The sequence below is a fragment of the Paractinoplanes toevensis genome (assembly GCF_018332695.1).
Classification (GTDB): domain Bacteria; phylum Actinomycetota; class Actinomycetes; order Mycobacteriales; family Micromonosporaceae; genus Actinoplanes; species Actinoplanes toevensis.
Window position 1 is genome coordinate 105,060 of the sequence record NZ_BOQN01000010.1, and the last position, 24,834, is coordinate 129,893.

Annotated in this window: 32 protein-coding genes and 1 riboswitch; of the genes, 16 read left to right on the forward strand and 16 right to left on the reverse strand. The window is 71.0% G+C overall.

The genetic code is table 11. The features are described 5' to 3' along the window. Positions 1–36: 36 nt before the first annotated feature. Both Ato02nite_RS03945 and Ato02nite_RS03950 read right to left on the reverse strand, forming a co-directional pair. Positions 37–531 carry an Rv0361 family membrane protein gene (locus tag Ato02nite_RS03945; protein ID WP_213004965.1) on the reverse strand — a complete coding sequence of 165 codons (495 nt, stop codon included), beginning with the start codon at positions 529–531 and terminating at the stop codon, positions 37–39. Positions 532–548: 17 nt separating this feature from the next. Beyond that, a complete protein-coding gene (locus Ato02nite_RS03950; RefSeq protein WP_213004966.1) occupies positions 549–890 on the reverse strand; it encodes an antibiotic biosynthesis monooxygenase family protein in 342 nt (113 codons plus the stop codon). Positions 891–921: 31 nt separating this feature from the next. Between Ato02nite_RS03950 and Ato02nite_RS03955 the strand changes: the two genes are divergently transcribed. From Ato02nite_RS03955 to Ato02nite_RS03985, 7 genes are read left to right on the forward strand one after another with little or no spacing between them, the layout of a single operon-like run. Beyond that, positions 922–1,179: a DUF6703 family protein gene (locus tag Ato02nite_RS03955; RefSeq protein ID WP_438873008.1), complete on the forward strand. Its 258-nt coding sequence runs from the start codon at positions 922–924 to the stop codon at positions 1,177–1,179. A 50-nt stretch (positions 1,180–1,229) separates the two neighbouring features. Next, positions 1,230–2,123 (forward strand): metal ABC transporter substrate-binding protein, encoded by an 894-nt coding sequence (locus tag Ato02nite_RS03960; protein WP_213004967.1) that lies wholly within the window; start codon positions 1,230–1,232, stop codon positions 2,121–2,123. After that, positions 2,120–2,902 (forward strand): metal ABC transporter ATP-binding protein, encoded by a 783-nt coding sequence (locus Ato02nite_RS03965; RefSeq protein ID WP_213004968.1) that lies wholly within the window; start codon positions 2,120–2,122, stop codon positions 2,900–2,902. The genes Ato02nite_RS03960 and Ato02nite_RS03965 overlap by 4 nt, the downstream gene beginning before the upstream one ends. A 1-nt stretch (position 2,903) precedes the next feature. Beyond that, the gene (locus Ato02nite_RS03970; RefSeq protein ID WP_213004969.1) at positions 2,904–3,770 is read left to right on the forward strand and encodes a metal ABC transporter permease; all 867 of its coding nucleotides are present in this window, start codon (positions 2,904–2,906) and stop codon (positions 3,768–3,770) included. A 31-nt stretch (positions 3,771–3,801) separates the two neighbouring features. Then, positions 3,802–4,104 carry an ArsR/SmtB family transcription factor gene (locus Ato02nite_RS03975; protein ID WP_213004970.1) on the forward strand — a complete coding sequence of 101 codons (303 nt, stop codon included), beginning with the start codon at positions 3,802–3,804 and terminating at the stop codon, positions 4,102–4,104. Further along, entirely contained in the window at positions 4,101–4,505 is a 405-nt protein-coding gene (locus tag Ato02nite_RS03980; protein ID WP_213004971.1) for a Fur family transcriptional regulator, read from the forward strand. The genes Ato02nite_RS03975 and Ato02nite_RS03980 overlap by 4 nt, the downstream gene beginning before the upstream one ends. Positions 4,506–4,532: 27 nt before the next feature. Continuing rightward, entirely contained in the window at positions 4,533–5,147 is a 615-nt protein-coding gene (locus tag Ato02nite_RS03985) for a hypothetical protein (RefSeq protein ID WP_213004972.1), read from the forward strand. Here the strand turns inward: Ato02nite_RS03985 and Ato02nite_RS03990 are convergent. Further along, positions 5,107–5,952 carry an alpha/beta fold hydrolase gene (locus tag Ato02nite_RS03990; RefSeq protein ID WP_213004973.1) on the reverse strand — a complete coding sequence of 282 codons (846 nt, stop codon included), beginning with the start codon at positions 5,950–5,952 and terminating at the stop codon, positions 5,107–5,109. The two genes, Ato02nite_RS03985 and Ato02nite_RS03990, sit on opposite strands and share 41 nt — an antisense overlap. Positions 5,953–6,091: 139 nt before the next feature. Then, positions 6,092–6,194, forward strand: a riboswitch (TPP riboswitch). A gap of 54 nt (positions 6,195–6,248) precedes the next feature. Here Ato02nite_RS03990 and Ato02nite_RS03995 point away from each other — a divergent pair. Genes Ato02nite_RS03995 through Ato02nite_RS04005 form a run of 3 tightly spaced genes read left to right on the forward strand, consistent with a single transcriptional unit; the run spans position 6,249 to position 9,053 of the window. Then, positions 6,249–6,830 (forward strand): ECF transporter S component, encoded by a 582-nt coding sequence (locus Ato02nite_RS03995; RefSeq protein WP_213004974.1) that lies wholly within the window; start codon positions 6,249–6,251, stop codon positions 6,828–6,830. A 10-nt stretch (positions 6,831–6,840) separates the two neighbouring features. After that, complete coding sequence (locus tag Ato02nite_RS04000; RefSeq protein ID WP_213004975.1) at positions 6,841–8,256, forward strand: ABC transporter ATP-binding protein; 1,416 nt, start codon at positions 6,841–6,843, stop codon at positions 8,254–8,256. After that, positions 8,253–9,053 (forward strand): energy-coupling factor transporter transmembrane component T family protein, encoded by an 801-nt coding sequence (locus tag Ato02nite_RS04005; protein ID WP_213004976.1) that lies wholly within the window; start codon positions 8,253–8,255, stop codon positions 9,051–9,053. The genes Ato02nite_RS04000 and Ato02nite_RS04005 overlap by 4 nt, the downstream gene beginning before the upstream one ends. 21 nt (positions 9,054–9,074) lie before the next feature. Here the strand turns inward: Ato02nite_RS04005 and Ato02nite_RS04010 are convergent, their stop codons facing one another. Next, on the reverse strand, positions 9,075–10,031 hold the full coding sequence (locus Ato02nite_RS04010; protein ID WP_438873009.1) for an aldo/keto reductase: 957 nt from the start codon (positions 10,029–10,031) through the stop codon (positions 9,075–9,077). A 78-nt stretch (positions 10,032–10,109) separates the two neighbouring features. On the opposite strand from Ato02nite_RS04010, the gene Ato02nite_RS04015 reads away from it, so the two are divergent. Continuing rightward, entirely contained in the window at positions 10,110–10,997 is an 888-nt protein-coding gene (locus tag Ato02nite_RS04015) for a LysR family transcriptional regulator (protein WP_213004977.1), read from the forward strand. A 43-nt stretch (positions 10,998–11,040) separates the two neighbouring features. On the opposite strand, the gene Ato02nite_RS04020 is transcribed toward Ato02nite_RS04015, so the two are convergent. From Ato02nite_RS04020 to Ato02nite_RS04035, 4 genes are all read right to left on the reverse strand, one after another. Next, positions 11,041–12,480 carry an Ig-like domain-containing protein gene (locus Ato02nite_RS04020; RefSeq protein WP_213004978.1) on the reverse strand — a complete coding sequence of 480 codons (1,440 nt, stop codon included), beginning with the start codon at positions 12,478–12,480 and terminating at the stop codon, positions 11,041–11,043. A gap of 156 nt (positions 12,481–12,636) precedes the next feature. Further along, a complete protein-coding gene (locus Ato02nite_RS04025; RefSeq protein WP_246606048.1) occupies positions 12,637–13,125 on the reverse strand; it encodes a hypothetical protein in 489 nt (162 codons plus the stop codon). Then, positions 13,122–14,834, reverse strand: coding sequence for a histidinol-phosphatase (locus Ato02nite_RS04030; protein WP_213004979.1), 1,713 nt, complete (start codon positions 14,832–14,834; stop codon positions 13,122–13,124). The genes Ato02nite_RS04025 and Ato02nite_RS04030 overlap by 4 nt, the downstream gene beginning before the upstream one ends. Before the next feature lie 116 nt (positions 14,835–14,950). After that, a complete protein-coding gene (locus tag Ato02nite_RS04035; protein ID WP_307853577.1) occupies positions 14,951–15,601 on the reverse strand; it encodes an aldo/keto reductase in 651 nt (216 codons plus the stop codon). A 58-nt stretch (positions 15,602–15,659) separates the two neighbouring features. On the opposite strand from Ato02nite_RS04035, the gene Ato02nite_RS04040 reads away from it, so the two are divergent. Further along, positions 15,660–16,460, forward strand: coding sequence for a glycerophosphodiester phosphodiesterase (locus tag Ato02nite_RS04040; protein ID WP_213004980.1), 801 nt, complete (start codon positions 15,660–15,662; stop codon positions 16,458–16,460). A 1-nt stretch (position 16,461) separates the two neighbouring features. Here Ato02nite_RS04040 and Ato02nite_RS04045 read toward each other — a convergent pair whose 3' ends face one another. Then, the gene (locus Ato02nite_RS04045; RefSeq protein ID WP_213004981.1) at positions 16,462–17,145 is read right to left on the reverse strand and encodes a TetR/AcrR family transcriptional regulator; all 684 of its coding nucleotides are present in this window, start codon (positions 17,143–17,145) and stop codon (positions 16,462–16,464) included. A 94-nt stretch (positions 17,146–17,239) separates the two neighbouring features. Between Ato02nite_RS04045 and Ato02nite_RS04050 the strand changes: the two genes are divergently transcribed. After that, the gene (locus Ato02nite_RS04050) at positions 17,240–17,533 is read left to right on the forward strand and encodes an MTH1187 family thiamine-binding protein (protein ID WP_213004982.1); all 294 of its coding nucleotides are present in this window, start codon (positions 17,240–17,242) and stop codon (positions 17,531–17,533) included. Beyond that, positions 17,530–18,204: a haloacid dehalogenase-like hydrolase gene (locus tag Ato02nite_RS04055; RefSeq protein WP_246606050.1), complete on the forward strand. Its 675-nt coding sequence runs from the start codon at positions 17,530–17,532 to the stop codon at positions 18,202–18,204. The genes Ato02nite_RS04050 and Ato02nite_RS04055 overlap by 4 nt, the downstream gene beginning before the upstream one ends. On the opposite strand, the gene Ato02nite_RS04060 is transcribed toward Ato02nite_RS04055, so the two are convergent. Next, positions 18,197–18,979, reverse strand: coding sequence for an isoprenyl transferase (locus tag Ato02nite_RS04060; RefSeq protein ID WP_213004983.1), 783 nt, complete (start codon positions 18,977–18,979; stop codon positions 18,197–18,199). The two genes, Ato02nite_RS04055 and Ato02nite_RS04060, sit on opposite strands and share 8 nt — an antisense overlap. Next, positions 18,979–19,767: a DNA repair protein RecO gene (gene recO / locus Ato02nite_RS04065; protein WP_213004984.1), complete on the reverse strand. Its 789-nt coding sequence runs from the start codon at positions 19,765–19,767 to the stop codon at positions 18,979–18,981. Before recO ends, Ato02nite_RS04060 begins: the two co-directional genes overlap by 1 nt. A gap of 111 nt (positions 19,768–19,878) precedes the next feature. Here recO and Ato02nite_RS04070 point away from each other — a divergent pair, with 111 nt between their 5' ends. Both Ato02nite_RS04070 and Ato02nite_RS04075 read left to right on the forward strand, forming a co-directional pair. Beyond that, a complete protein-coding gene (locus tag Ato02nite_RS04070; protein ID WP_213004985.1) occupies positions 19,879–20,664 on the forward strand; it encodes a DUF4097 family beta strand repeat-containing protein in 786 nt (261 codons plus the stop codon). Beyond that, positions 20,661–21,407 carry a thioesterase family protein gene (locus Ato02nite_RS04075; protein ID WP_213004986.1) on the forward strand — a complete coding sequence of 249 codons (747 nt, stop codon included), beginning with the start codon at positions 20,661–20,663 and terminating at the stop codon, positions 21,405–21,407. Before Ato02nite_RS04070 ends, Ato02nite_RS04075 begins: the two co-directional genes overlap by 4 nt. Here Ato02nite_RS04075 and Ato02nite_RS04080 read toward each other — a convergent pair. The 5 genes from Ato02nite_RS04080 to Ato02nite_RS04100 form a co-directional block, all read right to left on the reverse strand. Then, positions 21,394–21,888: a GAF domain-containing protein gene (locus Ato02nite_RS04080; protein WP_213004987.1), complete on the reverse strand. Its 495-nt coding sequence runs from the start codon at positions 21,886–21,888 to the stop codon at positions 21,394–21,396. The genes Ato02nite_RS04075 and Ato02nite_RS04080 overlap by 14 nt on opposite strands. Continuing rightward, the gene (locus tag Ato02nite_RS04085) at positions 21,885–22,172 is read right to left on the reverse strand and encodes a hypothetical protein (protein ID WP_213004988.1); all 288 of its coding nucleotides are present in this window, start codon (positions 22,170–22,172) and stop codon (positions 21,885–21,887) included. Before Ato02nite_RS04085 ends, Ato02nite_RS04080 begins: the two co-directional genes overlap by 4 nt. 36 nt (positions 22,173–22,208) lie before the next feature. Further along, a complete protein-coding gene (locus Ato02nite_RS04090) occupies positions 22,209–23,228 on the reverse strand; it encodes an acyltransferase family protein (RefSeq protein ID WP_213004989.1) in 1,020 nt (339 codons plus the stop codon). Positions 23,229–23,296: 68 nt separating this feature from the next. Further along, positions 23,297–24,217 (reverse strand): GTPase Era, encoded by a 921-nt coding sequence (gene era, locus Ato02nite_RS04095; RefSeq protein WP_213005052.1) that lies wholly within the window; start codon positions 24,215–24,217, stop codon positions 23,297–23,299. Positions 24,218–24,252: 35 nt separating this feature from the next. Beyond that, a complete protein-coding gene (locus tag Ato02nite_RS04100; RefSeq protein WP_213004990.1) occupies positions 24,253–24,702 on the reverse strand; it encodes a hypothetical protein in 450 nt (149 codons plus the stop codon). Between the last annotated feature and the right edge of the window lie 132 nt (positions 24,703–24,834).

Here is a 24,834-nt window from a genome sequence, read left to right on the forward strand (position 1 = left end):
GCTGTGATCACATAAGGATCAGGACAAACAGCGAGATTACTCTCCGAGGGAGCACACCTCGAACTCGCCCGTGTCGGTGTCCTGCTCGAGAGCGGCCGAAAGCTCCGCGGACGCACCGCTGTCGTAGGTGACGTCGACCGGCATGGACATGCTGACGATGTTGAAGTCGCCGAGGGTGTAACCGGTGATGACTTCCTCGCCGGTGATCCGGGCCTGGAACTGGGCCGAGCTCTCGTCCTCCTGGGTGCTGTCGCACAGCAGCTCGTAGGCGTCGTCGTAGCGTTTGGCCTCGACCGCGTCGAGATAGTCGGAGACGGCGGCCTCGGCCCGCTCCTGCAGCGCGCCGGTGGCGGACACCCCGATGCCGATCAGCGCGGCCACTCCCCCGCCGCAGATCAGCACGACGACCCCGGCCGCGATGCCGAGGCCCCAGCCGATCCGCTTGCCCTTGCCCTCGACCGGCGGCGCGGGGAACGGCGGATAGACACCGGGCCCCGGGGGCGGGCCAGGAACGTGCGGCGCCGTCGTCATAGGGCCCAGATTAGTCGTCAGCGCCACGGCTCCGCGGCCCGGTCACTGGCCGTCACGACGACCTCCCCACCGGGCGCGGCACTGGCCAGGGTCTCGAAGGCCGACGGCGCGTCGACCGACTCGGCCAGCAGCGGGGTGGCGTGGACCTTGACGTCGAATCCACTCAGCGCCCGCCGGTAGGCTCCGACGGACTCCCATTCGGTGACCAGGGTCCAGTGGGCGGTGTCGTCGATCGCGCGGGTGAGCCGCCCGGAGAGATATCCGGGCCGCTCGGCCAGCGCGGTGAGGGCGGCGTGCGCCCGGAGTACGAAGCCGTCAGACGTGTCCGGCGGGACGACGAAGCGGTTGAGCACGAGCATGCGACGAGCGTACGCAGCGCTAGGAGGCGACATGGTGGCGACGTCCGACAACCTGCTGCGCCGGCTGGCCCGGGTGAACCCGACCACCGCGTTCATCGTGGCGCTGGGGTTGATGCTGGCCGGGCTGTTCCTGCCGGGGATCGTGGGCGCGGCCCTGTTGTTCCTGCTGGCGGCCGGTCTGGCCGCGCTGACGTTCACCACCTGGCCGGTGCAGAGACCGTCGACCCGGACCCTGCGGATGGTGATGCTCGTTCTGCTGGTGGCCGCAGTGATCGCGAAGGCTGTGTAAAACCCATGCGCTTTTGACAATCATTATCATTGTCGGCGACAGTGGGTGCTATGCCCCGCGTTCTGCTCGCCGCACTGCTGACCCTCGCCGTGGCGGCCGGGTGCGCCGACCGGCCGGCCCAGGCCGACGGCAAGCTGAACGTGGTGACCGCCTTCTACCCGCTGCAGTTCCTCAGCGAACGCATCGGGGGCGACACGGTGGCCGTCACCAACCTCACCAAACCGGGCGCCGAGCCGCACGACGTCGAGCTGAACCCGCGCCAGGTCGCCGACGTCGCCGACGCCGGCCTCGCGGTCTACCTGAGCGGTTTCCAGCCGGCCGTCGACGCCGCCATCGCCCAGGAGGCCAAGGACCGCTCGTTCGACGTCGCGTCGGTGGTCGAGCTGCTGCCGTACACCGAGAAGACCGAGGAGTCGGAAGGCGGCGACCGCGACCCGCACGTGTGGCTCGACCCGGTCCGGTTCAGCACCATCGCCGGCGCCCTCGGCGAGAAGATGGCCGCCGCCGACCCGGCGCACGCCGCGGCCTACCGATCCGCGGCCGCCGAACTGCAGACCCAACTTCAGGACCTCAACAAGGAGTACGCGAAGAGCCTGGCGAGTTGTCAGCGGCATGAGCTGGTCACCAGTCACAGCGCGTTCAACTACCTGGCCACCCGCTACGGCCTCACCCAGGTCGGCATCACCGGCATCTCCCCCGAGGCCGAGCCCTCCCCGCAGCGCCTCGCCGCCGTGGCCGAACAGGCGAGAGCGACCGGCAGCACCACGATCTTCTTCGAGACGCTGGTGAGCCCGAAGGTGGCCGAGACCATCGCCCGCGAGGTCGGGGCCAGGACCGCCGTGCTCGACCCGCTGGAGGGGCTGACCGACACGACGTCCGACTACTTCACCGTCATGCGCGCCAATCTGGCCGCACTGACCGAGGCATTGGGGTGCACCTCATGACCGTCGTCGACGTACGCCACCTGGCCGTCGGGTACGACGGCCGGGAGATCCTGCACGACGTCTCGCTGGCCGTCAGCGGTGGCGAGGTCGTCGCCATCCTCGGCGCCAACGGCTCCGGCAAGTCCACCCTCATCCGTACGATCCTCGGCCTCGTCCCCGCCGCCCGCGGCGACATCGACCTGTTCGGCACCGCCCAGCGGAAGTTCCGGGACTGGGCCCGGGTCGGCTACGTCCCGCAGCGCCTCGGCGCCGGCAGCGGCGTGCCCGCCACCGTCGGTGAGGTGGTGGCCTCCGGCCGGCTGGCCCGGCGCGGCATCTTCCGCCCGGCCGGCACCGCCGACCGGGCCGCGGTCACGGCGGCCCTGGAGGACGTCGGCCTGCTCGACCGGATCGCCGACCCGGTGTCGACCCTGTCCGGCGGCCAGCAGCAGCGCACCCTCATCGCCCGCGCCCTGGCCGGGAAGCCCGACCTGCTGGTCCTCGACGAGCCCACGGCCGGCGTGGACGCCGCCAGCCAGGAGGCGTTCGCCGCCGCCCTGGGCCGGTTCGCGGCCCGCGGCGGCACGATCCTGCTCGTCGCGCACGAGCTGGGCCCGCTGCGGCCGCTGATCGACCGGGCCGTCGTGGTGCACGAGGGCCGCATCGCCCACGAGGGCGTGCCGCCCGAACCGGCCGGCCACCACGCCGACCCCGGCCACGACCACGTGCACCCGCACGCCGCCCTGGAGAAGGCCGGCATCTGCGAGTGGGCGCCGGCCGACCGGATGACGGCGGGCTGAAATGGATCTCTTCCAGTACGACTTCATGATCCGTGCACTGATCGGCGCGCTGGTGATCGGCCTGGCCGCCCCCGCCCTCGGCATCTACCTGGTGCAGCGGCGGCTGTCGCTGATCGGCGACGGCATCGGCCACGTCGCGCTCACCGGTGTCGGCGTGGGCCTGCTGCTGCACCACTCCCCGGTGATCAGCGCGGTGATCGTGTCGGCGATCGGCGCGGTCGGCATCGAACTGATCCGCCAGCGCGGCCGCACCTCCGGCGACCTGGCCCTGGCGCTGCTGTTCTACGGCGGCATCGCGGGCGGCGTGGTGCTGGTCGGGCTCTCCGACGACAGCAGCAACGCCAACCTGATGCAGTACCTGTTCGGTTCGCTGATCACCACCTCGCCGCAGGACGTCGTGGTCATCGTCGCGCTCGGCGCGGCGGTCCTGATCACCATGACGGTGTTCCGCCCGGCGCTGTTCGCGGTCTGCAACGACGAGGAGTACGCCAAGGTCAGCGGCCTTCCGGTGCGTACCCTCAATCTGCTGATGGCGGTGACCACCGCGGTGACCGTGACCATCGCCATGCGTACCGTCGGATTGCTCTTGGTCTCTGCTCTGATGGTCGTCCCGGTCGCCGCCGCCCAGCAGGTCACCCGGGGTTTCCTCACGACGATGGCGCTCGCCATGGTGATCGGGCTCGGCGCCGCGGGGGTCGGCGTGGCCGTCTCCGCCGAAGCGGACACCGCCCCCGGCGCGACCACCGTCATCGTCGCGCTCGCCGTCTTCGTGGCGATCGCGGCCGGCGGCGCTGCCGTCCGGGCGCTGCGTCGCCGCGCCCAGCATCCCCGGGAAGTGGAGCCGCCCGATGTCGTCCTCCAAGGATGAGCCGCAGGCACACGCTAAATTGGGCACCGCGATGACGACGTCGACCGGATATGAGGCGTACGAATCGGCCGGGGAGCTCCTGCGTGCTCTGTCCGCGCCGATCCGTGTCGCGATCGTCGCGGAGCTCGGTGTGGGAGAACGCTGCGTGCACGAGTTGGTGGAGAAACTGGGCGCACCCCAGCCGCTGGTGTCCCAGCATCTGCGGGTGCTGCGCGGCGCCGGCGTGGTCCGGGGTGCACGCCGTGGCCGGGAGATCGCATACTCGCTGGTGGACGACCACGTCGCGCACATCGTCGCCGACGCCGTCAGCCACGCGAGGGAGGTCAGATCGTGAACGCCGAATCGACCGCGCAGCGCAACACCAAGCAGCGCAGCGCGGTGAGCGCCGTGCTCAACGACACCGAGGGCTTCAACAGCGCCCAGGACCTGCACGCGATCCTGCGGGAGCGGGGCGAACGCGTCGGCCTCACCACGGTGTACCGCACGCTGCAGGGCCTCGCCGACGCCGGCGAGATCGACGTGATGCGCCCGCCCGGCGGCGAGCACCTCTACCGCCGGTGCAGCCAGGGCCACCACCATCACCTGGTCTGCCGCTCCTGCGGCACGGCGGTCGAGGTGGAGGGCCCGGCGGTCGAGTCGTGGGCCGACCGGGTGGCCGCGCAGCACGGCTTCGTCGACGTCTCGCACACGATGGAGATCTTCGGCACCTGTCCGGAGTGCGCGACCAAGCGCTGATCCACTCCACGTGGGACGCTGTGCCCCGTGAAGCTTTACGCCGAGCGGATCCCCACCGCCATCCGCCAACTGCTCACCGACATCATCGTCATCATCTGGGTCTACCTGTGGATCCGGGCCGGTCTCTGGGTGCACGACATGGTCGAGAAACTGGCCGTGCCGGGCCAGAAACTGCAGAGCGCGGGCGGCGGCATCGCCGACAACCTGGCCGACGCCGGCGGCAAGATCGGCCGGGTGCCGCTGGTCGGCGACCAGCTGGTCAAACCGTTCAACGGTGCCGCCGACGCGGCCCGCTCGCTCGCCGACGCGGGCGCCCAGCAGCAGGAAATAGTCGATCAGCTGGCGCTGATCATGATGATCCTCGCGCTCTCCGTTCCGCTCGCGCTGGTGCTGTTCCTCTGGCTTCCGCTGCGGTTGCGGTGGATGCGCCGGGCCGCGGTGGCTTCTTCGGTACGGAGTGAGCCCGCCGGCCGCGATCTCCTGGCCTTGCGCGCCCTCGCCGGCCAGCCCCTGAACGAGCTGGCCAAACTCGGCCCCGACATCGCCCAGAGCTGGCGCAACGGCGACGCCGCGGCGCTGGACGCGCTCGCCGGGCTGGAACTCAAGAAGCTGGGCCTGACGGCGTCGGGCCGCCGCCGGTGATCCGGGCCAGGGCGTACGTGGCGAGCGGCCCGGCCGCCTGCTCGGGCACCCAGTGGCTCACCCCGCGCAGCACCACGAGCTGGTAATCGGCCTCCACCCAGTCCCGGGTGCGCAACGCGGCGGTGCGGGCGACGACACCGTCCCGGTCACTCCAGACGTACGTGGTGGGCACGGTGATCACGCTGACGCCGCCCAGGTCGCTGCCGCTGAAAGCGCGGTACCAGTTGAGGCCGCCGGTCAGCGCGCCCGGTTCACGCATCGCGTCCACGTACAGCGACGCCCGGTCACCGATCGGGTTCAGCATCGCCTTGAGCACCGCCGCGTTCGCGCCGAGCAGGAAACGCTCGGCGATCGCGCTGCGGAACACGGCGAAGTAGCTGAACCGGGCCCGCTGGGTCGGCCGGACCCGCATGGCCAGGCGCAACGCGCGCGGATGGGGCACCGACACCGCGGTCAGGGTGCTCACCCGCTCGGGGTACTGGGCGGCCAGGATCCAGCCGACCTGCGCGCCCCAGTCGTGGCCGATGACGTGCGCCTTCTCGACGCCGAGGGCGTCCAGGATCGCGATGGCGTCCTTGGCCGGCTCGGTGATCCGGTAGGCGCTGACGTTCTCCGGGCGGGCGCCGGGCGAGTAACCACGCTGGTCTACGGCGTACGTGCGCAGGCCGGCCTCGTGCAGCCGGGGCAGGATCAGGTCGAACTCCCGGTGATCCTGCGGAAAGCCGTGCAGCAGCAGAACCGGCTCGCCGTCGGCCGGCCCACCCTCGTACACGTCGAAGGTCATCCCGCGCGCCTTGATCTCCATGTGACGGCTCCCTCGCTGTCCACGCACTGCCAACGGTGTTAGCGTCATCGAAACACATGCAGCGAAGCTTGTTCGCGACGGCGGAGATCAGCTGCATCGCTCACGCGATGCGGGGGTCGAGGTAGGTCGCGAACAAGCTTCGATCCGACAGGGGAGCGCACAGCGCTGAGAGTGCGGGCAACCGCAGACCCTCGTACCTGATCTGGGTAATGCCAGCGCAGGAAGCTCGGTCTTTCTCCAGCCGCGCCGCAGCGTTGCGGCGTGCGTCTCCTCCCGGTACCCATCGGGAGGTACACATGGCAACAAATCCCAACCGCTGGCGCACGATAGACATCGTGATCGCCTCGATCGTGGCCGTCGCGTTCGGCGTCATCTTCTGGGCCTGGGGCCTGCTCTGGAACGGGCCGGCCGACGCCATCCCGCTGCCCGGGCGGGCCGTCCTCTACGGGATGTGGCTGGTCCCGGCCGTGCTCGGCGCGCTGATCGTGCGCAAGCCCGGAGCCGCGTTCTACACCCTCACCCTCGCCTCGCTGGTCTCCGTCGCGATCGGCACGAGCTGGGGCTGGACCCTCGTCGTGCAGGGACCGCTGGAAGCCCTCGGCGCCGAACTGATCTTCGCGGCGTTCGCCTACAAGGTCTACAACCTGCCGGTGGCGCTGCTCGCCGGCGCCACCGCCGGCATCGTCGCCTCGGTGTACGACGCGCTGGTCTGGTACCCCGGCACGTCCTGGGCCAGCATGCGACTGCCGTACATCCTGATCACCGCGGCGTCGTCGCTGGTGATCGCCGGCCTGGGCAGCCTCCTGCTGGTCCGGGCGCTCGCCCAGACCGGGGTGCTCGACCGGTTCGCGGCCGGCCGTTCCCGCGCCCTCGTCTGATCCGTCCCGCATGAGCAAGGTCGTCCTACGTGGCTTCGGCTGGCGGCACGCGGGCCGCCGCGCCTGGGCGGTCCGCGACGTCGACCTGCGCATCGACCACGGCGAACGGGTGCTGCTGCTCGGTCCCTCCGGGGCCGGCAAGAGCACCCTGCTCGCCGCGCTGGCCGGCCTGCTCCCCGACGACTCGGGTGAACAGGCCGGCACCGTCGAGATCGACGGCCGCTCCCCCGCCGACGCCCGCGACCGGGTCGGCATCGTCTTCCAGGACCCGCAGACCCAGCTGGTGATGGCCCGCAGCGGTGACGACGTCGCCTTCGGCCTGGAGAACCGGGGCGTGCCGGCCGCCGAGATCTGGCCCCGGGTCGGCGACGCCCTGGACCGGGTCGGCTTCCCCTACCCGATCACCCGGTCGACGGCGGCCCTGTCCGGCGGCGAGGCACAACGGCTCGCGCTGGCCGGGGTGCTCGCCCTCCGGCCCGGCCTGCTGCTCCTCGACGAACCGACCGCCAACCTCGACCCGGCCGGCGCCGACCTGGTCCGCGACGCGATCACCCGCTCCCGCGACCACGACACGACACTGATCCTCGTCGAACACCGGGTGGCCGAGGCGCTGCCGCTGGTCGACCGGGTGGTGGTGCTCGAAGCGGGCGGCGGCATCCGTGCCGACGGCACCCCCGAGATGGTGTTCACCGCCTACGGCAACCGCCTGGCCGAGGAGGGCGTGTGGGTGCCCGGGTTCCGCATCTCGCCGCGGAAAGCCGCGGCCCCGCCCACCGGCCCACCGGTGGCCCGCGCCGAGAACGTGACCGTCGACCAGCGCGTGCACGACGTATCGATGACCGCCGATGAGGGCGAAGTCCTCGCCGTGACCGGGCCGAACGGCGCCGGCAAATCAACGTTCGCTCTGGTCCTGGGCGGGCTGCTGGCCCCGACCGGCGGCCGGGTGTCGGCATTCGGCGACCAGCGACCGCCGCACCGGTGGCGCGCCGCGACGCTGACCTCGCGCATCGGTTCCGTCTTCCAGAACCCCGAACACCAGTTCGTGACGAGCCGGGTCGCCGATGAACTCGCGGTCGGCCCGCGCCGTCTCGGCCGATCCGCAGACGAAACGGCCGGCATCGTCGACGCGCTGCTCCAACGGTTGCGCCTGGAGAAGCTCGCGGCGGCCAACCCCTACACCCTCTCCGGCGGCGAAGCACGCCGCCTGAGCGTCGCGACCGCCCTGGCCACCGCCCCCCGCCTGCTCGTCCTGGACGAGCCGACCTTCGGCCAGGACCGGCGCACCTGGACCGAGCTGGTCACGCTCCTGGCGGCGCTGCGCGACGAGGGCCACGCGATCGTGGCGGTAACCCACGACGACGACTTCGTGCAGACCCTCGCCGACCGGACGGTCTCGCTCGGGCGTCTTTCCCGGCGGCCGTCATGACCTTCACGACCCAGCCGATCGGCGACCCGTCGGCTCCGCTCGCCCGGCGCAACCCGGTCGCCAAGCTCGCCGCTGCCCTGCTCTTCTCCCTGCCGCTGATCAGCACCTTGGACCCGCTCACCCCGGCCATCGCCCTGGCCGTCGAGCTGGCCCTGCTGCCGCTGTTCGGGCTGCGCCACACGATCCTGGCCCGGCAGGTCTGGCCGCTGCTGGCGGCCGGCGCCGGCGTGCTGATCACCATGGTGCTCTTCGCCGCCGACCGTGGCGGCACCCTCCTGGTCGGACTCGGGCCGTTCGACGTCACCACCGGCGTGCTGACCACCGCGCTCGGGCTGATCCTGCGGCTGTTCGCGATCGCCCTGCCCGGCGTCATCGTCTTCGCCACCACCGACCCGACCGACCTGGCCGACGCCCTGGTCCAGAACGCCAAGGCGCCGGCCCGGTTCGCGATCGGGGCGCTCGCCGCGTTCCGGCTGCTGCCGCTGCTCAACGCCGAATGGCAGATGCTCACCCTGGCCCGCCGGGCCCGCGGCGTCGACGCCGGCCGCAACCCGATCGCCAAGGTACGGCTGTTCGGGGCCACCGCGTTCGCGCTGCTGGTCGGGGCGCTACGCCGGGGCGGCCGGCTGGCGGTGGCGATGGACGCACGCGGATTCGACTCCGGAATCGCGCGCACCTACGCGCGGCGGCAGACCTTCACCGGCGCGGACACGCTGCTCGTCGTGGGCGCGATCGGGCTCGCCGCGGCCGTGCTGGCCACCACGATCACGCTGGGCCTGTTCCGCCCGATCATCTAGTGCGAGCCGGCGCCGCGCGCGTCATTTCGTGCGGGCCGTGCCGCGCGCCGCGAAGGAGGTGCGGTCGCCTTGCCATGCCCCGCGCGGCACGATGGCGTCCGCGTCGACGGCGACGCCGACCGCGGCGGCGTTCTCGGCCAGCCGGGTCCGGCTGCGGGTGCCCGGGATCGGCACCACGTCGTCGCCCTGCGCCAGCAGCCAGGCCAGCGCCATCTGCCCCGGCGTGCGGCCACGCTCCTCGGCGCTCGCGGCCAGCGCCCGCACCAGCTCGAGGTTGGCGGCCAGGTGCTCGCCGCCGAACCGCGGATCGGCCCGCCGGAAATCGCCCTCCGGAAACGGCTCGGCCGGCAGGGCACCGGTGAGCAGGCCACGGCCCAGCGGACTGTACGGGACCAGGCCGATACCCAGGCGCCGCGCGGCCGGCACCACGTCGTCCTCCGGTTCCCGCCAGGCCAGCGACCACTCGAACTGGACGGCCGCGATCGGGTGCACCGCGGCCGCCTGCTCCAGTTGCACCGGGTTGGCCTCGGAGACGCCGAGGTGGCGGACCTTGCCCGCGGCCACCAGCTCGGCCATGGCCCCGATCGTCTCGCCGATCGGCACCTCGGGGTCGACCCGGTGCAGGTAGTAGAGGTCGATCGTGTCGACGCCGAGCCGCTCCAGGGAGGCGTCGCAGTAGCCGCGCACGTTCTCCGGGCGGCCGTCGAGCCGGATCCCGTCCGCGCCCCGCACGATGCCGAACTTGGTAGCCAGCACCACTTCCTCGCGGCGGCCGGCGATGGCCCGGCCGACCAGGCGCTCGTTGTGGCCCTGGCCGTAACTCATCGCGGTGTCGATCAGGGTGATGCCGTGGTCGAGAGCGTCACCGATGACGGCGATCGACTCGTCGTCGTCGGCCGGCCCGTACGCCTGGGAGAAGCCCATGCAGCCGAGCCCGATCGCGGAAGTGGTCAAGTTTCCGAGCTTGCGCTGTTCCATGACTCGAGCCTGACCCGCCCACATTGAGATGTCCAAGACACAGTTGCGCTGCCATTCATCTGCGCTGAAGATGAATCCGTGGAGCTGCGCCAACTCACCTACTTCGAGGCGGTCGCCCGGCTCGGCGGCTTCACCCGGGCCGCCGAGCAGTTGCACGTCGCCCAGTCGGCGGTGTCCGCGCAGATCCGGGCATTGGAGTCGGAGCTGGGCGCCGAGCTGTTCACCCGCACCACCCGCCGGGTCTCACTGACCCAGGCCGGCGAGATGCTCCTGGCCCGCAGCCGGCGCGCCCTGGACGAGATCGACGGCGCCCGCCACGACCTGGCCGATCTCGCCGCCGTGCTCACCGGCCGGGTCACCCTCGGCGCGACCGCGGTGCTCGGCGGATTCGACCTGCCCGGGGCACTGTCCCGGTTCCACACCCGTTTCCCGGGGGTGACGCTGAACCTGCGCTCCGGCCTGATCGCGGCCCTGCTCGCCGAACTGGACGCGGGCACCGTCGACCTGGTCGTCGGCCCGGCGCACGCCGACCTGCCGTCCCGTTTCTCCGCGCACCGCATCGCCCGCGAGCAGCTGGTGCTGATCGTCCCGCCCGGTCACCGCCTCGCCGGTGGTGCCGCCCTCCCGCCGGCCCAGCTGCGCGACGAACCGTTCGTCTGCCTGCCACCCGGCAGCGGTCTTCGCGCCATCCTCGACGACGCCGCCCACGCCGCCGGCTTCGAACCGCACGTCCCGTTCGAGACGGCCACCCCGGCAAGCATCCGCGATCTGGTCGCCGCCGGCCTCGGCGTGGCGCTGCTGGCCCGCACGGCCGCCGAGCGACCCGGCCCGGCCGTAGCGATACGGCAGCTACGCCCCTCCCCGCCGCACCCGGACATAGCCGTCATCCACCACCGCGACCACCGCCTGCCCGCCGCCGCCCAAGCCTGCCGGCGCCAGCTGATCGAGCTCGCCGCGGGCGTCTAAGACCTGCGCATGCTCACCGGCTTTCCCGGGCCGCGTCGCGGCGTCAGCGGCGGTAGGTGCGCTTGGGTGTGTACTTGGCGTTGCCGGCTTTGTCGTAGGCGCGTACCTGCACGGTGAACTTCTTCCCGTAGCTCTTCGGGTTCATCGTGAAGACGTACGCCACTCGCGTGTCAGAGGCGACCACCTTGCCGTTGACCAGCAGTTGCACTCGGGCTATGCCGAACCTGTCCGAGGCCGCGGCGGTGACCTTGACTTTCTTGGTCACCTTCGCCCCGTTCTTCGGCGCCTGCACGAACTTCACCGAGGGCGGCGTGTTGTCGATCGTGATCGTGTGGCCGGCAGTGGTGACATTGCCCGCCTTGTCCATGACGTCCACCCGGAGGGTGCGGCGTCCGTCGCCGACGCGACGGCTGTCGAGCCGGACACTCCACGGCGCTCGATGGGTGTAGGCGAGCTCACCGAGATAGCCGCTCATGTAGATCAGGCCGGTAGCGTCTTTGACGCTGCTGACCGCGGCCGTAAAGGTACCGCGCACATAGGCGTTCGCCGCGGGACCGAACGTGATCGCTGGGCCGTCGTTGTCGACCATCACCGAGCGGGTGTACTCCGCGACGTTGCCGAGGGAGTCGTAGGAGCGGACCGTCATGGTTGCCGGGCCGTTGACCGCGGTGGCGTCCCACCCGAGACGGACGGCCCCGAAGCCGTTGCAGCAGATCGACCGATCGGTACGGATCAGCTTGCCGTTGACCAGCAGCTCAACCCGGTCGACCAGAGCCGGGTCCTGGGAGTCGACGAGGATCCCGCCGGTCCGGCTGACGTAACCGTCCACCTGGTCGAAACCGACGGCCAGGGTGGGCGGCGTGTTGTCCACGTGCGCGTACACCTGGTTCGTGGTGACATTTCCGAGGTCATCGAAGGTCCGGGACTGGAGGGTCACCAAGCCTGCGGAACCGCCGGTATCCCAGGTGACGGTCCACGGCGCCATGGTCGCGGAGTCGATCACATGGCCGTCGCTCAGAAGGTCGATCCGGGCGACCGTCTCAGGATCCTGACGGGGCGTCAGGTTGAACTCCTTGACGCCGGTGAAACTGTTGAGCTGGTTCGCGTACGTGCTGCTGGGCCACGGGAAGTCGGCCAGCGGCGCGTAGTTGTCGACCCGTACCCTCACCGGCTCGCTACGCGTCCAGGTGCCGCTGGAGTCGAGGAGGCCCAAGTCGACGCGGACGTCCTGGTCGACGATGCCGGCGGTGGCCCACAGGAGCGACCACGGCGCCGAGACGTCCGAGGCGACGGGCTGCCCGTTGGCGTACAGCAGGATGCGAGTGACGTCGGCGCCGTCGGCGATGACCGGCCTGACGACCACGGTCTTGCTGATCCGCTGTCCGGGCGTGAGGCCCAGGCTCACCACCGGCGACTCGGCCGCATGTGCGGGTGCCGAACCGACGCCGGCGACCAGTGCGGTCACCAGCGCCGTGACCGTCAAGGCAGTACGCCACGCCCGTGCCACGTTTCCTCCGGAGATCGATGTGGCACGTATCGTAAAGGATCAAAGCGATGCGGCGGGGTGATGCCGAAGAGCAGCACCCCGCCGCCCGCCTGCGCCAGTTTTGCGTGGAGAGACACCGGCCCGGCTTAGGGGTCAGTGGTTCGCGCAGCAGGGGGTGGGATCCCGCGTTTCGAACGGGACCAGGACGCCGCCGGCTGCCGGGGTGGTGGTGAGGACCAGTTCGCCGTCCCGGAACTGGGGGCGGACGAAGTCGCGGGTGTCGACCCGGTCGTCGCCGGCCGCGACGCCCGAGCCGAGCACTTCGACCCGGTCGATGGCACTGACCTCGAGGATCGAGGCGACGGTGAGGGTGCCGGTCAGCTTCTCCACACCGGGGAAGAGGACCGCGCGACCGAACCTGCCGTCGGCCGCCGCGTCGGCCGCGGCCTGCAGTTCGGGCGCGGTCTCGTGGGTCCCGGTGGTGGTGAGGCTGATCGCCACGTGCCGGTGCGGCGTGGTCACCAGGTGGGTGCAGGCCAGCCGAGGCGGTGGATCCAGCGAGAGGATCCAGTGGTCCGCCGAGGCCAGGTCGGGGTGACCGAGGCTGACACCGGAGGCGGTCACCGAGCGGTACACGGTCACCGCGGCAGGACCCAGATCGGGTTGGTGTAGAACCACAGGTCACCCCACGGGTCGGCGTCGCCGACAACATCCAGCTTCGGACCGTACGGGTCGACCGCGGCGCCCATCAGGCCGGGCTGGGTGCGGTTGCCGTCGGTGCCGCGGACGCGCACGTAGAACGGCTTGTCGAGGCGGCCGAGCGAGTGGGTCAGCGTGACGCTCCTGGCGCCGGCCGAGATCTCGAACGACTTGACCACCTTGGTGTCGGGCGCCTTGAAGGTGTCCTTGTCGGCGACCGGGCCGGTGACCGTGCCGACGATCACGTCGACCCGCTTGAGTACGGGTACGAACGCGGCGAAGTTCGGCACGTCCTGCAGGTCGATCTCGAGGGTCAGTTCGGTCGAGGTGCCGCGCTTGACCTGCGCGACGCCGCCGAGCGGGGTGCCGGTGCTGCCGCGGCGGTCGCCGGCGACCCGGACCCGGGCGTCCAGACCCTTGATCAGCCGGCCGTGGTCGACCCAGACGCGGCCGGCCCGCAGGCCGTCCATGACCGCCTTGTACGCGAACGACGTGGCGCCGACGTTGGTGCGGCCGTAGTAGCCGGGCCAGAAGTCACCGGCGGTGGTCAGCGTCTTGCCGCTGTAGACGGGGTCGTTGTACTTGCCGTTGGCGGCGAAGTCGCTGCCCGGGCCGCGCTCCGACTGGTCCAGGTAGTTGACGTGGGAGTCCGAGTTGACGGTGATCCACCAGGCCTTGCCCTCGGCGAGGAGGCTGTCCCAGAGCCCGCCGACGGTGGCGGTCATCCAGTCGAAGCCGCCCCAGGTGCGGTAGCTCTCGAGCGGGTAACCGGCGTAGGAGGCGGCGGACGGGTTGTTGTCGTAGTAGCCACGGGCGCCGCCCCGGCCGTACGCGATGGGAATGCCGGCGGCCTGGTGGCCGGGCGCGCCTTCGAAGCCGATGGCGACGCTGGGGTCGGCGTCGCGCCAGTTGCGGATCTCGTGCGGCGAGTCGATGCCGCGGCGGGCGGGGTGGTTGGCGAGGAACAGCGCGCCTTCGACCTTGCGGGCCTTCACCTGCGAGGCGAGGAACTTGATGCCGGCGATCGCGGCGGCCTCGTTCTGCGCCTCGGTGTTGGTGGCCGGCAGTTGCGAGCCGTCGTAGGTCTGCTCGAACTGCTTGAGAACGGCCACCTCGTTCTTGCCCGGGTGCACGAACACGGTGGCGTGTTCGGCGGCCGGGATGTTCCACTCCAGACCCTGGAAGGTGAGCAGGCCCTTGAGCTCTTCGCGGGTCTTGCGGATATCCGGGTTGACCTTCTCCACACCGATCTTGGCGTGTTCGTTGCTGCCGTGGTCGGTGATGACCAGCCAGTCGAGGCCGTAGGCGTGACCGTGCTTGGCCTGGTCGAGAACCCGGTACTGGGCATCCGAGCTGTACTGGGTGTGGATGTGGTGGTCACCGGCGAGCCACTGGAACCCGCCCTTGTCGGCGCCACCGCCGATCGGGCCGTGCGCGTGCGACAGGCCGGCGGCCTCGGCCGCACCGGGTGCGGCCAGCACGGACGCGGCGGCACCGGCGCCGAGCAGGCCCGCACCGCGCAGGAAGCCGCGGCGGGACACGTCGGACGGCGACAGTTCGCTGTCCGGGATGCTCAGGTCCTCCGCCGCCGGAAGGCCACCGGCGGCACTGATCTGCGGGTGGTCGTGATCGTGATCGTGGCCGTGACCCATGTTGGTGTGCTCCCGACGAAAGATCGACTCATGCGGTTCCGTCGACACATTCGCGGGGTGACCTCAACGCTCTCTGTCGATCTCATGACCGGACGGCGAACAGTTCGGACAGGTCGCTATCGGTGAGCCGAATCACGGCCGCCGCGACATTCGCCTCCAGATGCCGTTCGCTGCCGGTGCCCGGAATGGCGAGCACGTGCGCCCCCCTGGTGCAGCGTCCACGCGAGGCGTACCTGATGGGCCGTAACCCCGTGCCGGGCCGCCACCGCCTCGACCACCGCATCCTGTTCGGCGCTCGCGCCGTTTTCCTTCCCCGGGCCGGCGATGGCGAAGAACGGCACGAAGGCGATTCCCCGCTCGCCGTAGATTGACCAGGCCGAGCCGGTCCAGGCCGAGCCGTCGCAGATTCTCCTCGACCTGAACCGCAGCTGGCCCGCGGTGCGGGCCGCACCCCAGCTGCCGTCCGGCAGGATTCCCGGTCCGACCTTGGTGCCGATCAAAAGACTTTCCGCGTACGGGCTGAGAGCGCGCCGAATGAGCTCGGTCGCGTATCGGGCGGGTCCGTCGCCGGCGTCCAGAATTCCGCCTGGTGAGAAGTAGAACGTAGCCGTGTCGATGTGCTGGACGCCGAGGTCGACGGCCCGCCGCAGCACCCGGACGGCCGTGCCCGGATCGGGGTCGACGGTGAGCCGCATCGATCCAAAGCCCATCCGATTGACCCGCTGATCGCCCAGGACCCAGGTCCCCGCCGCTGCCGCATCCGTCACTGGGCGAACCCTATTCGACGGGGCAACCGCACTGGCGGGACGATGCAATGATGCTGCGATGAATCGAAGAGTCGTATCGATCATTGTGGTCGGCGCCGTTGCCGCCGGGGTGGCCGTCGGCACCAGCCTGTCGGCGTCGGCCGCGGCGTGCGTGACCCCGTCGCCGCTGGCGCACCGCGGCGGCAACGAACGATACGTGGAGAACAGCCGCAACGCGTACCGGGACGCATCGAACCAGACGGTCGGGTTCTGGGAGACGGACGTGCGGTTCACCCGGGACAACGTTCCGGTGCTCATGCACGACGAGACGGTGGACCGCACCACCGACGGCAGCGGCCCGGTCGCCGACTTCACCTACGCCGAGCTCAGCGAGCTGCGCACCGACGACGACCAGCCGGTGCCGACGCTGCGGGACTTCATCAACGACCAGGTCGTCGATGCGGCGTACGCGTTCGTCGAGCTGAAGATCAACCCGAACGCGACCCAGTGGTCGGCGCTGGAGGCCGCCCTGAAGTCGCGCCCCGGCACGTCTCCGCTGCCGGTGATCTCGTCGTTCGACGCGGCCACCCTGGACGAGGCGAAGACCCGGTTGCCCACCTACGCGCGAGCATTGGTGCAGGGCGTGGGCGACGTGGACCCGGCAACGGTGAAGGCCCACGCGTCCATCCTGATCAAGAACAAGGACGCGATCACCGCCGCCCGGATGGCGAAGTGGACCGGCGGCGGCCTGCGGGTCTACTCGTGGACCGTCAACGACGCGGCCGAGTGGAAGCGCATGTCGTCGTACGCGGGAATGGCCGGCATCATCACCGACAAGCCGCGGGCGTTCCTGGCCTGGAAGCGCAGCCGCACCTGCTGAGCTAGGCGGCCGGCCCGACTTCGGCGACGACGCCGTGCAGGAACACGTCGACGAGGGTTTCGGTCGGGACGTGCGGCCCACCCGGCATTCCTCGCCCGGGAACCAGCAGGCCGAGAAAGATGTCCGTGAGCTGCTCGACCGGCAGCCGGAGCGCCGCCCGCTCCGGCTCGAGAAGCCGCATGATCGCCTGCCGGGTCCGCTCCGCCGCCTCCTCCCGGCCAACGCCCGCGTCACCAACGCGGCCCGGTGCGGAGCGACCCACGCCCACGCCGCCGTCGCCGCCCGGTGCGGGGCGACCCGTGGCGGGCGCGCGGCGCTCGGTGCGACGGCCCGCGGCGTGCACGGCGCCGATCACCGCGCCCATCCGGTCGAGGTAGGCGCGCAGGGTCGCGGCGGCCTCCACCAGCCGGGCCGCGAGGGGCTGGTCCAGCGGCACGGCGTCCAGCTCGGCCAGGACCTGGTCGTTGCGCAGGACGGCAGCCACGCAGGCGTCGAGCAACTCGTCCTTGTCGGTGAAGGCGCGGAAGATCGTGGCCTCACCGATCCCGGCGGCCTTCGCTATCTGCAGGGTGCTGACGCCGGCGCCGTGCTCCAACAGGAGCGGCACGGCCGCCCCCACGATCATTTCCCGCCGCCGCTCGGGGCTCATTCCCGGCGCTCGACGCCGGGGCGATGTCTCTGTCATGCGCCTCAATCTACGGAGTGAGTACTCACTCCGTCAACGGGAAAAGTCGACGCGGGGTTGCGCCGCACCGGGACAGTGCTGCAACCATGGCCCCATGCTGGTTGCGTTTTCTGTTACGCCGATCGGGTCCGGCGAAGCCGTGGGAGATCTCGTTGCCGAGGCCGTGCGGGTGGTGCGGGCCTCGGGCCTGCCCAATCGGACCGACGCCATGTTCACCACGATCGAGGGCGAGTGGGACGAATGCTTCGCGGTGGTGAAGGAGGCCGTGGAAGCCGTGGCCAAGGGCGGGCATCGGGTCAGCCTCTCGCTCAAGGCGGACGTGCGGCCCGGAGTCACCGGTGCGCTGACCGCGAAGGTCGAGCACATCGAACGGGCCCTGCGGGAGTGAGACGCCTGGTCATGTGGGACATCGACTACACCCTGCTGCGCGGCGGCGGGGTGGCGGCCCGCGCCTGGATGAAAGCCTTCACCGAGCTCACCGGGCGGGCGTGGCTGGAGACGCCGATCTTCGGCGGGCGCACGGACATGGACATCTGCGCCGAGGTGTTCGCCCGGCACGGGGTGACCGACTGCACACCGGAGGTCTTCTTCGTGCGGTACGTCGAGCACGTGCGCGCGGTCCAGCACGAGTTCGGCGAGCAGGGCGCGCTCATGCCCGGCGTGCGGGACGTGCTGGAACGCCTCGGTGGCGACCCGCGGGTCGTGCAGACGCTGGTCACCGGCAACGTGCCGGAGGTGGCGGCGGCGAAGGTGGCCGCGTTCGGGCTGAGCGGCTCCTTCGACGCCGAGGTGGGTGGTTACGGCACCGACGACGCGGTGCGCGCCACCCTGGTCCGCCGGAGCCTGGAGCGCGCCGAGGCGAAGTACGGCGAGTCGTTCACCCCGGTGGTGGTCGGTGACACGGTGCACGACGTGACGGCCGCGCTGGCCAACGGCGCCCTCGCGGTGGGCGTGGCGACCGGGTCGACCACGATGGCCGACCTGGTGCTCGCGGGCGCCCACGCCGTACTCCCGGATCTTTCCGACACCGACGCGACGGTGCGGATCCTCACTACGTAGCGGGGGCGACCGGGTTGGGCACGGCGCCGCCGAACCGGCGGTCCCGCGAGGCGTAGAGCTCGCACGCATACCACAGGTGACGGCGGTCGAAGTCGGGCCAGAGGGTGTCGAGGAAGACCAGTTCGGCGTACGCCGTCTGCCAGAGCAGGAAATTGGACGTGCGCTGCTCGCCGGACGGGCGCAGGAAGAGATCGACCTCGGGGACCTCGGGGTGGTACAGGTATTTCGCGATGGTCTTCTCGGTGATCTTGTCGGCCTTGAGCTTGCCGGCCGCCACGTCGCGGGCGATGGCGGCGGTCGCGTCGGCGATCTCGGCCTGGCCGCCGTAGTTGACGCAGAACTGCAGGGTGAGGGTCTTGTTGTCCTTGGACATCTCCTCGGCGGTCTGCAGCTCGGAGATGACGCTCTTCCACAGCCGGCCGGCCCGCCCGGACCAGACCACCCGCACACCCAGGTCGACCAGCTGGTCGCGGCGGCGGCGGATCACGTCGCGGTTGAAGCCCATCAGGAAGCGCACCTCCTCGGGTGAGCGCTTCCAGTTCTCGGTGGAGAACGCGTAGGCCGAGAGGTAGGGGATGCCCAGCTCGATGGCGCCCTCGATGGTGTCGAACAGGGAGAACTCGCCCTGCTCGTGGCCCTTGGTGCGGGACAGCCCGCGGTCCTTGGCCCAGCGGCCGTTGCCGTCCATCACGATCGCCACGTGTTTCGGCAGCGCGGCTTTCGGCAGCTCGGGCGGGCGCACCCCGGACAGGTGCGGGGTGGGTGGGCGCGGCATCAGGAACTCTCCCGTCGATCGACCAGCGGCAGCGAGCGCAGCGCCCGCTCCATGTGCCATTGCAGGTGGGCGGCGACCAGACCGCTGCACTCCCGGCGGATGGGCGACTCGGACGAGTCGGCGACCTGCCAGTCGCCGTCGGTGAGCGCCCGCATCAGGCCGAGGGTGGCCGGGCTCGGGTGGGCGGCGCCGGGCGGGCGGCAGTCGGGGCAGACCGCGCCACCGGCCGGGACGGAGAACGCCGCGTGCCGGCCGGCGGTGCCGCAGACCGCGCACTCGCTGATCGCGGGCGCCCAGCCGGCCGTGGCCATGGCCCGCAGCAGGTAGGCGTCGAGGACCAGGGGGCCGGCGTGGTCGCCGGCGGCGAGGGCCTTGAGCGCGCCCAGGGTGAGCTGGAACAGCCGCAGCGACGGCTCCCGCTCGACCGGGGTGAGCCGCTCGGCGGTCTCGGCGATGGCGCTGGCCGCCGTGTAACGCGGGTAGTCGGTGAGGAACGTCTTGCCGTAGAGCGCGACGGCCTCGACCTGGCTGACCGAGTGCAGCGCGCTGCCGACACCCTCGGGCGAGCCGGCGAGCTGCAGGTCGATGTGGCCGAACGGCTCGAGCCGGGCGCCGAACCGGGAGTTGGTGCGCCGCACGCCGCGGGCCACCGCGCGCAGCCGGCCGTTGCGGCGGGTCAGCAGCGTGATGATCCGGTCGCTCTCGCCGAGTTTCTGCACGCGCAGGACGACCGCGTCGTCGCGGTAGAGCTGTCGGCGGTAGCCGGATCCGGTGGGCACGGCAATCATTCTGCCCCGGGGGTACGACATACCCTGACCCGGATCTCAGGGTCATCTCCGGGGTGGCTCAGTGGGAGGACGGATAGTGCCGGGGTAACCCGCGCGAATAGCGTCTGAGCCATGACCTCCACCCTGATCCGGCGCGCCGGAGTCCTCGCCGTCATCGCCGCGTCGACGACCGCCCTGACCGGCTGCGCCGGTGTGATCGGGGCGAAGATGACCTACGACGACACCGAGAAGGCCAAGATCACCGACATCGTGCTCACCGGGGGCAGCGGCGACGTGGTGATCACCACCGGGAACGTCACCGAGACCACGATCCATCGGGTGATCCACCGCTCGACCAACCCGGGCAACCCCTACCGGCTGGACGGCACGACGCTGAACATCGACACGTCGTGCGGTCCGAACTGCTCGGTGTCCTATGAGATCCAGACCCCGCCCGGGGTGAACGTGCACGGCAAGGAGCGTTCCGGCGACATCCGGGTGGACGGGGTGGCCGCCACCGACCTGCAGCTGACCTCCGGTGACGTCACGGTGGCCAACGCGACCGGCGCGGTCGCGGTGCAGGCCACCTCCGGCGACATCGATGTGGTCGACGCGAAGAGTTCGGTGAAGGTGCACACCACCTCCGGCGACATCCGGGCGACCCGGGTGGCCGGCCCGGTCGACGTCAAGCTCACCTCCGGTGACGTGGAGGTGGAGCTGACCGCGCCCAACTCGGTGACCGCGCAGACGACCAGCGGCGACATGGCGGTGATGGTGCCGCCGGGCAAGTACAAGGTGCTGTCGCACAGCGGCTCCGGCGACGAGACCCTCAACGGCCTGACCAGCGACGCCACGGCAAAGAATGTGATCGACGTACGGGTGACGAGCGGGGACATAACCGTAGCCTCGACGTCGTGAGCTTTTACCTACCACTCGGTGACGACCGTTACGAACCGACCGAATTCACCGAGAGCCCGTGGGACGGCGCGATGCAGCACGGTGGCCCGCCGGCCGCCCTGCTCGGGCACGTGATGCGCCTCGACGGCCTGCGCCTGGCCCGGCTCTCGGTGGATTTCCTCGGCCCCATCCCGCGCCGCACGTCCCAGGTCGAGGTGTCCGAGGTGAAACCGGGCCGCCTGACCGCGCTCAACGAGGCCCGGATGGTGATCGACGGCCGGGTCGCGGTGAGCGCGCGGGCCTGGCACATCGCGCCGGGGCCGCCCCCGCCGGTGACCTCCGGCGACGAGCGGGCGGAGCTGCTGCCCGATCGGGAGGACCGGTTCGGCGGCGACTGGGGTTACGGGCGGGCGATCGAGTGGCGGTGCACCCGGGGCGGCCTCGACGAGTTGGGCGAGACGCACGTGTGGAGCCGGGTGCGCACCCCGCTGATCGACGGTGTCGAGCTGACCGGGCAGGACCGCGCACTCATCGTGGCCGACTCGGCGAACGGGCTGTCCGCGGTCCTGCCGTTCGACAAGTGGCTGTCCATCCCGCCGACCATGACGGCGACCCTGCTGCGGGAACCCACCGGTGACTGGGTGCACCTGGCCGCCCGCACGATCGTCTCGGAGGACGGCCTGGGCCTGGCCGAGGGCGAGATGTTCGACATGTTGGGAAAAATCGGCCAGGTAGCTCAGCCGCTGCTCGTCAGGGAGCGATAACCGGCAGGCGATATTCGGCCAGCAGCGCGACGATCTCCTCGGCCCCTCGGCGGAGCTCCTCGAGGTCCGCCGGGGAGAAGTCCCCCGGGGCGTAACCGAGGACGCAGTGTGCCCCGAGCACCTCACCGTCCAGCACGATCGGCACCCCCGCGTAACTGCGCACCCCGTCGGCGCAGACCAGCGGATTCGACGACTGCAGCGGGTCGGCCCGGGCGTCCGGCACGACGTACGGCTGCCCCGACCGCACCGCGTTCACACAGAACGACCACTCGATCGGCGTGCCGCCCAGCTCAGCCAGCCACCCCTCGAGCCCGTGCGACCCGGCGAAGAACTGCGAGCTGTCCAGCACCATGCTGATCAGCCCGACCGGCCGCCCGAGCCGCGAGGCGGCCCGCTCGGCGAGCGCATCCAGCTTCCCGCGCAGCTCCGGGTTGTCGATGTCGATCTCGGCCAGCGCCGCCAGCCGTTGGAAGTCGTTCACTCGCTCTCCCCGGAGGCACCCACGACCACGACCGCGGCCAGCCGCTGGTAGGCGGCGGCCCGCATCGCCAGCGAACGCCCGCACTGCCCGGTGACCCCGCCGGCGGCCTGCATCGACACGACCATCCGCCCGAACGATCCGGGGTCGGTCTCGGCCCCGGTCAGCCCGGCGCTGAACAGCAGCGTCTTCCACAGGTCCTCGGTGTGCGGCCCGTACAGCCGCCGCAGCGCCTCATGGGCCGACGCGAGCGTCGGGGCCTCGACCGGATGCGTGGTCTCCATCATCGATGACTTCGACCGGAACTCCGAAGATCTGAGCGGCTACACCCGGGTGGTGGCCATGGCCGGCGCCGGCGACACCGGGATCCGCCGCCGGGACACACCCGGCACGAGCTGGGGCCGCCGTCCGGCCGCCCAGTCCTCGACCCAGCCGACCGCCAGCACCACGACGGTGAGGGCGAGCGTCACCACCACGAGACGCCAGCTGATCCCGACCCAGCCGAAGATCGGCAGGCCCGACCAGGCCGCGAAGTGCGACAGCGCCACGATGATCGGTACGTGCCACAGGTAGATCGTCAGGGCCCGCGCGTTGAGCACGGTCAGCACCCGGCGCGGCCGCACCATCGGCGACACTCCCAGCGCGACCAGGATGAACGCGGCCGACCAGAGGGCGTTGCCGAGCGGGATGTCGTTCAGGTCGAAACCGCGCGGCCCCGGGTGGGTCAGCGTCCAGGCGGCACCGGCGACCGCCAGCGCGCCGATCAGCCACCAGCGGCGGGCGGTCAGCTTCAGCATGCCGTCGTGGTGGGCGAAGCCGAGCAGCCAGGCACCGCCGTACAGGGCCAGGTCGTGGATCACCGCCGGCGGCTTGATGCCGGCGAAGGTCATCACCGCCAGCGCCACGTAGGGCGTCACCACGCAGAGGAGGGGCGCCCGGCGGAACAGCGGCAGCGCCAGCGGCGACAGGAGCACCATCCAGAGGAAGTCCCGCAGGTACCACATCGCGGCGAGCCCCTCGAGCCAGAAGCCGGTGGCCGGCGGGTCCTCCAGCGGGAAGGCCCAGAGGAGCACCTTCCAGTCCCAGACCAGCCCGGCCGCGAACATGGCCGGCACCGCGACACCGACGATCACCCACAGCGAGGGCAGCAGCCGGTGCAGGCGGCGCTCCACGGCCCACGGGCCATACTTGTCGAGGGAGGCCGCCATCAGCGAGCCGGCCAGGGCAAACATCACCGACATGGCCGGGAACGCGATGGTCAGTGCCGCCCAGCCGGTCGAGTGGTAGACCACCACTCGAACGGTCGCGACGGCACGAAGCAGGTCCAGGTACTGGTTCCGCATAGCTCTTCAGTTACCGAAGCACCGCACGTCCCCGCAAACCAGCGTGAATTATCCCATAATCGGAAAAATCAGAATCCGAGCTTGCGCAATTGACGGGGATCACGCTGCCACTCCTTGGCGACACGAACATGTAGATCTAGGTACACCCTCGTACCCAGAAGCTGCTCGATCTCACCTCGGGCTTTGCTCCCAACTTCCTTGAGACGCGTTCCGCGCGCGCCGATCACGATCGACTTCTGGCTGTCCCGCTCCACGTAAAGGTCCGCGTAGATCTTGGTCAGACTGCCCTCGACCATCATTTCCTCGACCAGCACCGCGATCGAGTGCGGCAGCTCATCGCGCACGCCCTCGAGGGCCGCCTCCCGGATCAGCTCGGCGATCAGCACCTGCTCCGGCTCGTCGGTCAGCACGTCGTCCGGGTACAGCTGCGGCGACTCCGGCAGATGCCGCACGATCACGTCGACCAGCTGCTGCACCTGATGCCCGGACACCGCACTGACCGGCACGATCTCCGCGAAGTCGTACAGTTCGCTCACCGCGAGCAGGTGCTCGGCCAGCCGCTGCGGACCCACCAGGTCGACCTTCGTCACCACGGCGATCACGGTGGCCTTCAACTCGGCCATCTCCGCCGAGATGAACCGGTCACCCCGCCCCACCGGCTCGTCCGCCGGGAAGCAGATGCCGATCACGTCGGTCTCGCTCCACACCTCCCGCACGAGATCGTTGAGCCGCTCCCCCAGCAGGGTCCGCGGCCGGTGCAGACCCGGCGTGTCCACCAGCACGAGCTGCGCGTCCTCGCGGTGCAGAATGCCCCGGATCACGTGCCGGGTGGTCTGCGGCTTGTTCGAGGTGATCGCGATCTTCTGCCCGATGATCGCGTTCGTCAGGGTGCTCTTCCCGGCATTCGGCCGCCCGACAAAACAGGCGAAACCCGCCCGGTAGACGCCGTCACTCGCGCCGCTGCGCGCCGCTTCGGCATGCCGGTGCACCCGCGGCCCCGACGGACGAGGGTCACTCTTGGCGGTCACGTCCCGCACTTTCGACGTACGCGTGGGCCCGCCGGAGGACGGTCCTGACCGTCCCGCAGAACCGGCAGACCGACCCCGCCCCCGATCCTGTCCAGCCCCCGCCACCCGACCGTCATCGGGCTCCCCCGCCCCACGCGGACCGCCGGCTCCACGCTGGCCACCACCGGCCGCCTCAGCACCAGGCTGACCGCCGGCACCACGCGGGCCACCACCCGGCGCAAAAGCACCAGGCTGACCGCCAGCACCACGCGGGCCGCCACCCGGTGCCCCGGCACCGCGCCGGCCGCCGGCCTGCGGGCTGACACCGCGCTGAGCGCCGCCCTGCCCGCCACCACGCTGACCGCCACCTTGCGGGCCGGCACCACGCTGAGCGCCGCCCTGGCCGGCACCACGCTGACCGCCACTTTGCGAGCCGGCACCGCGCTGGCCGCCGGCCTTCTGGCCATCGCTCCTCGGACCGCCGCCCGGCTGGCCGCCGCCGAACCGACCGCCGGCCTTCGGGCTGCCGCCCTGCTGGCTGCCGGTCCGCTGACCGCCCCGGCCGGCGGTGCCGCCCGGCGACTCAGCCGTCCGGCGAG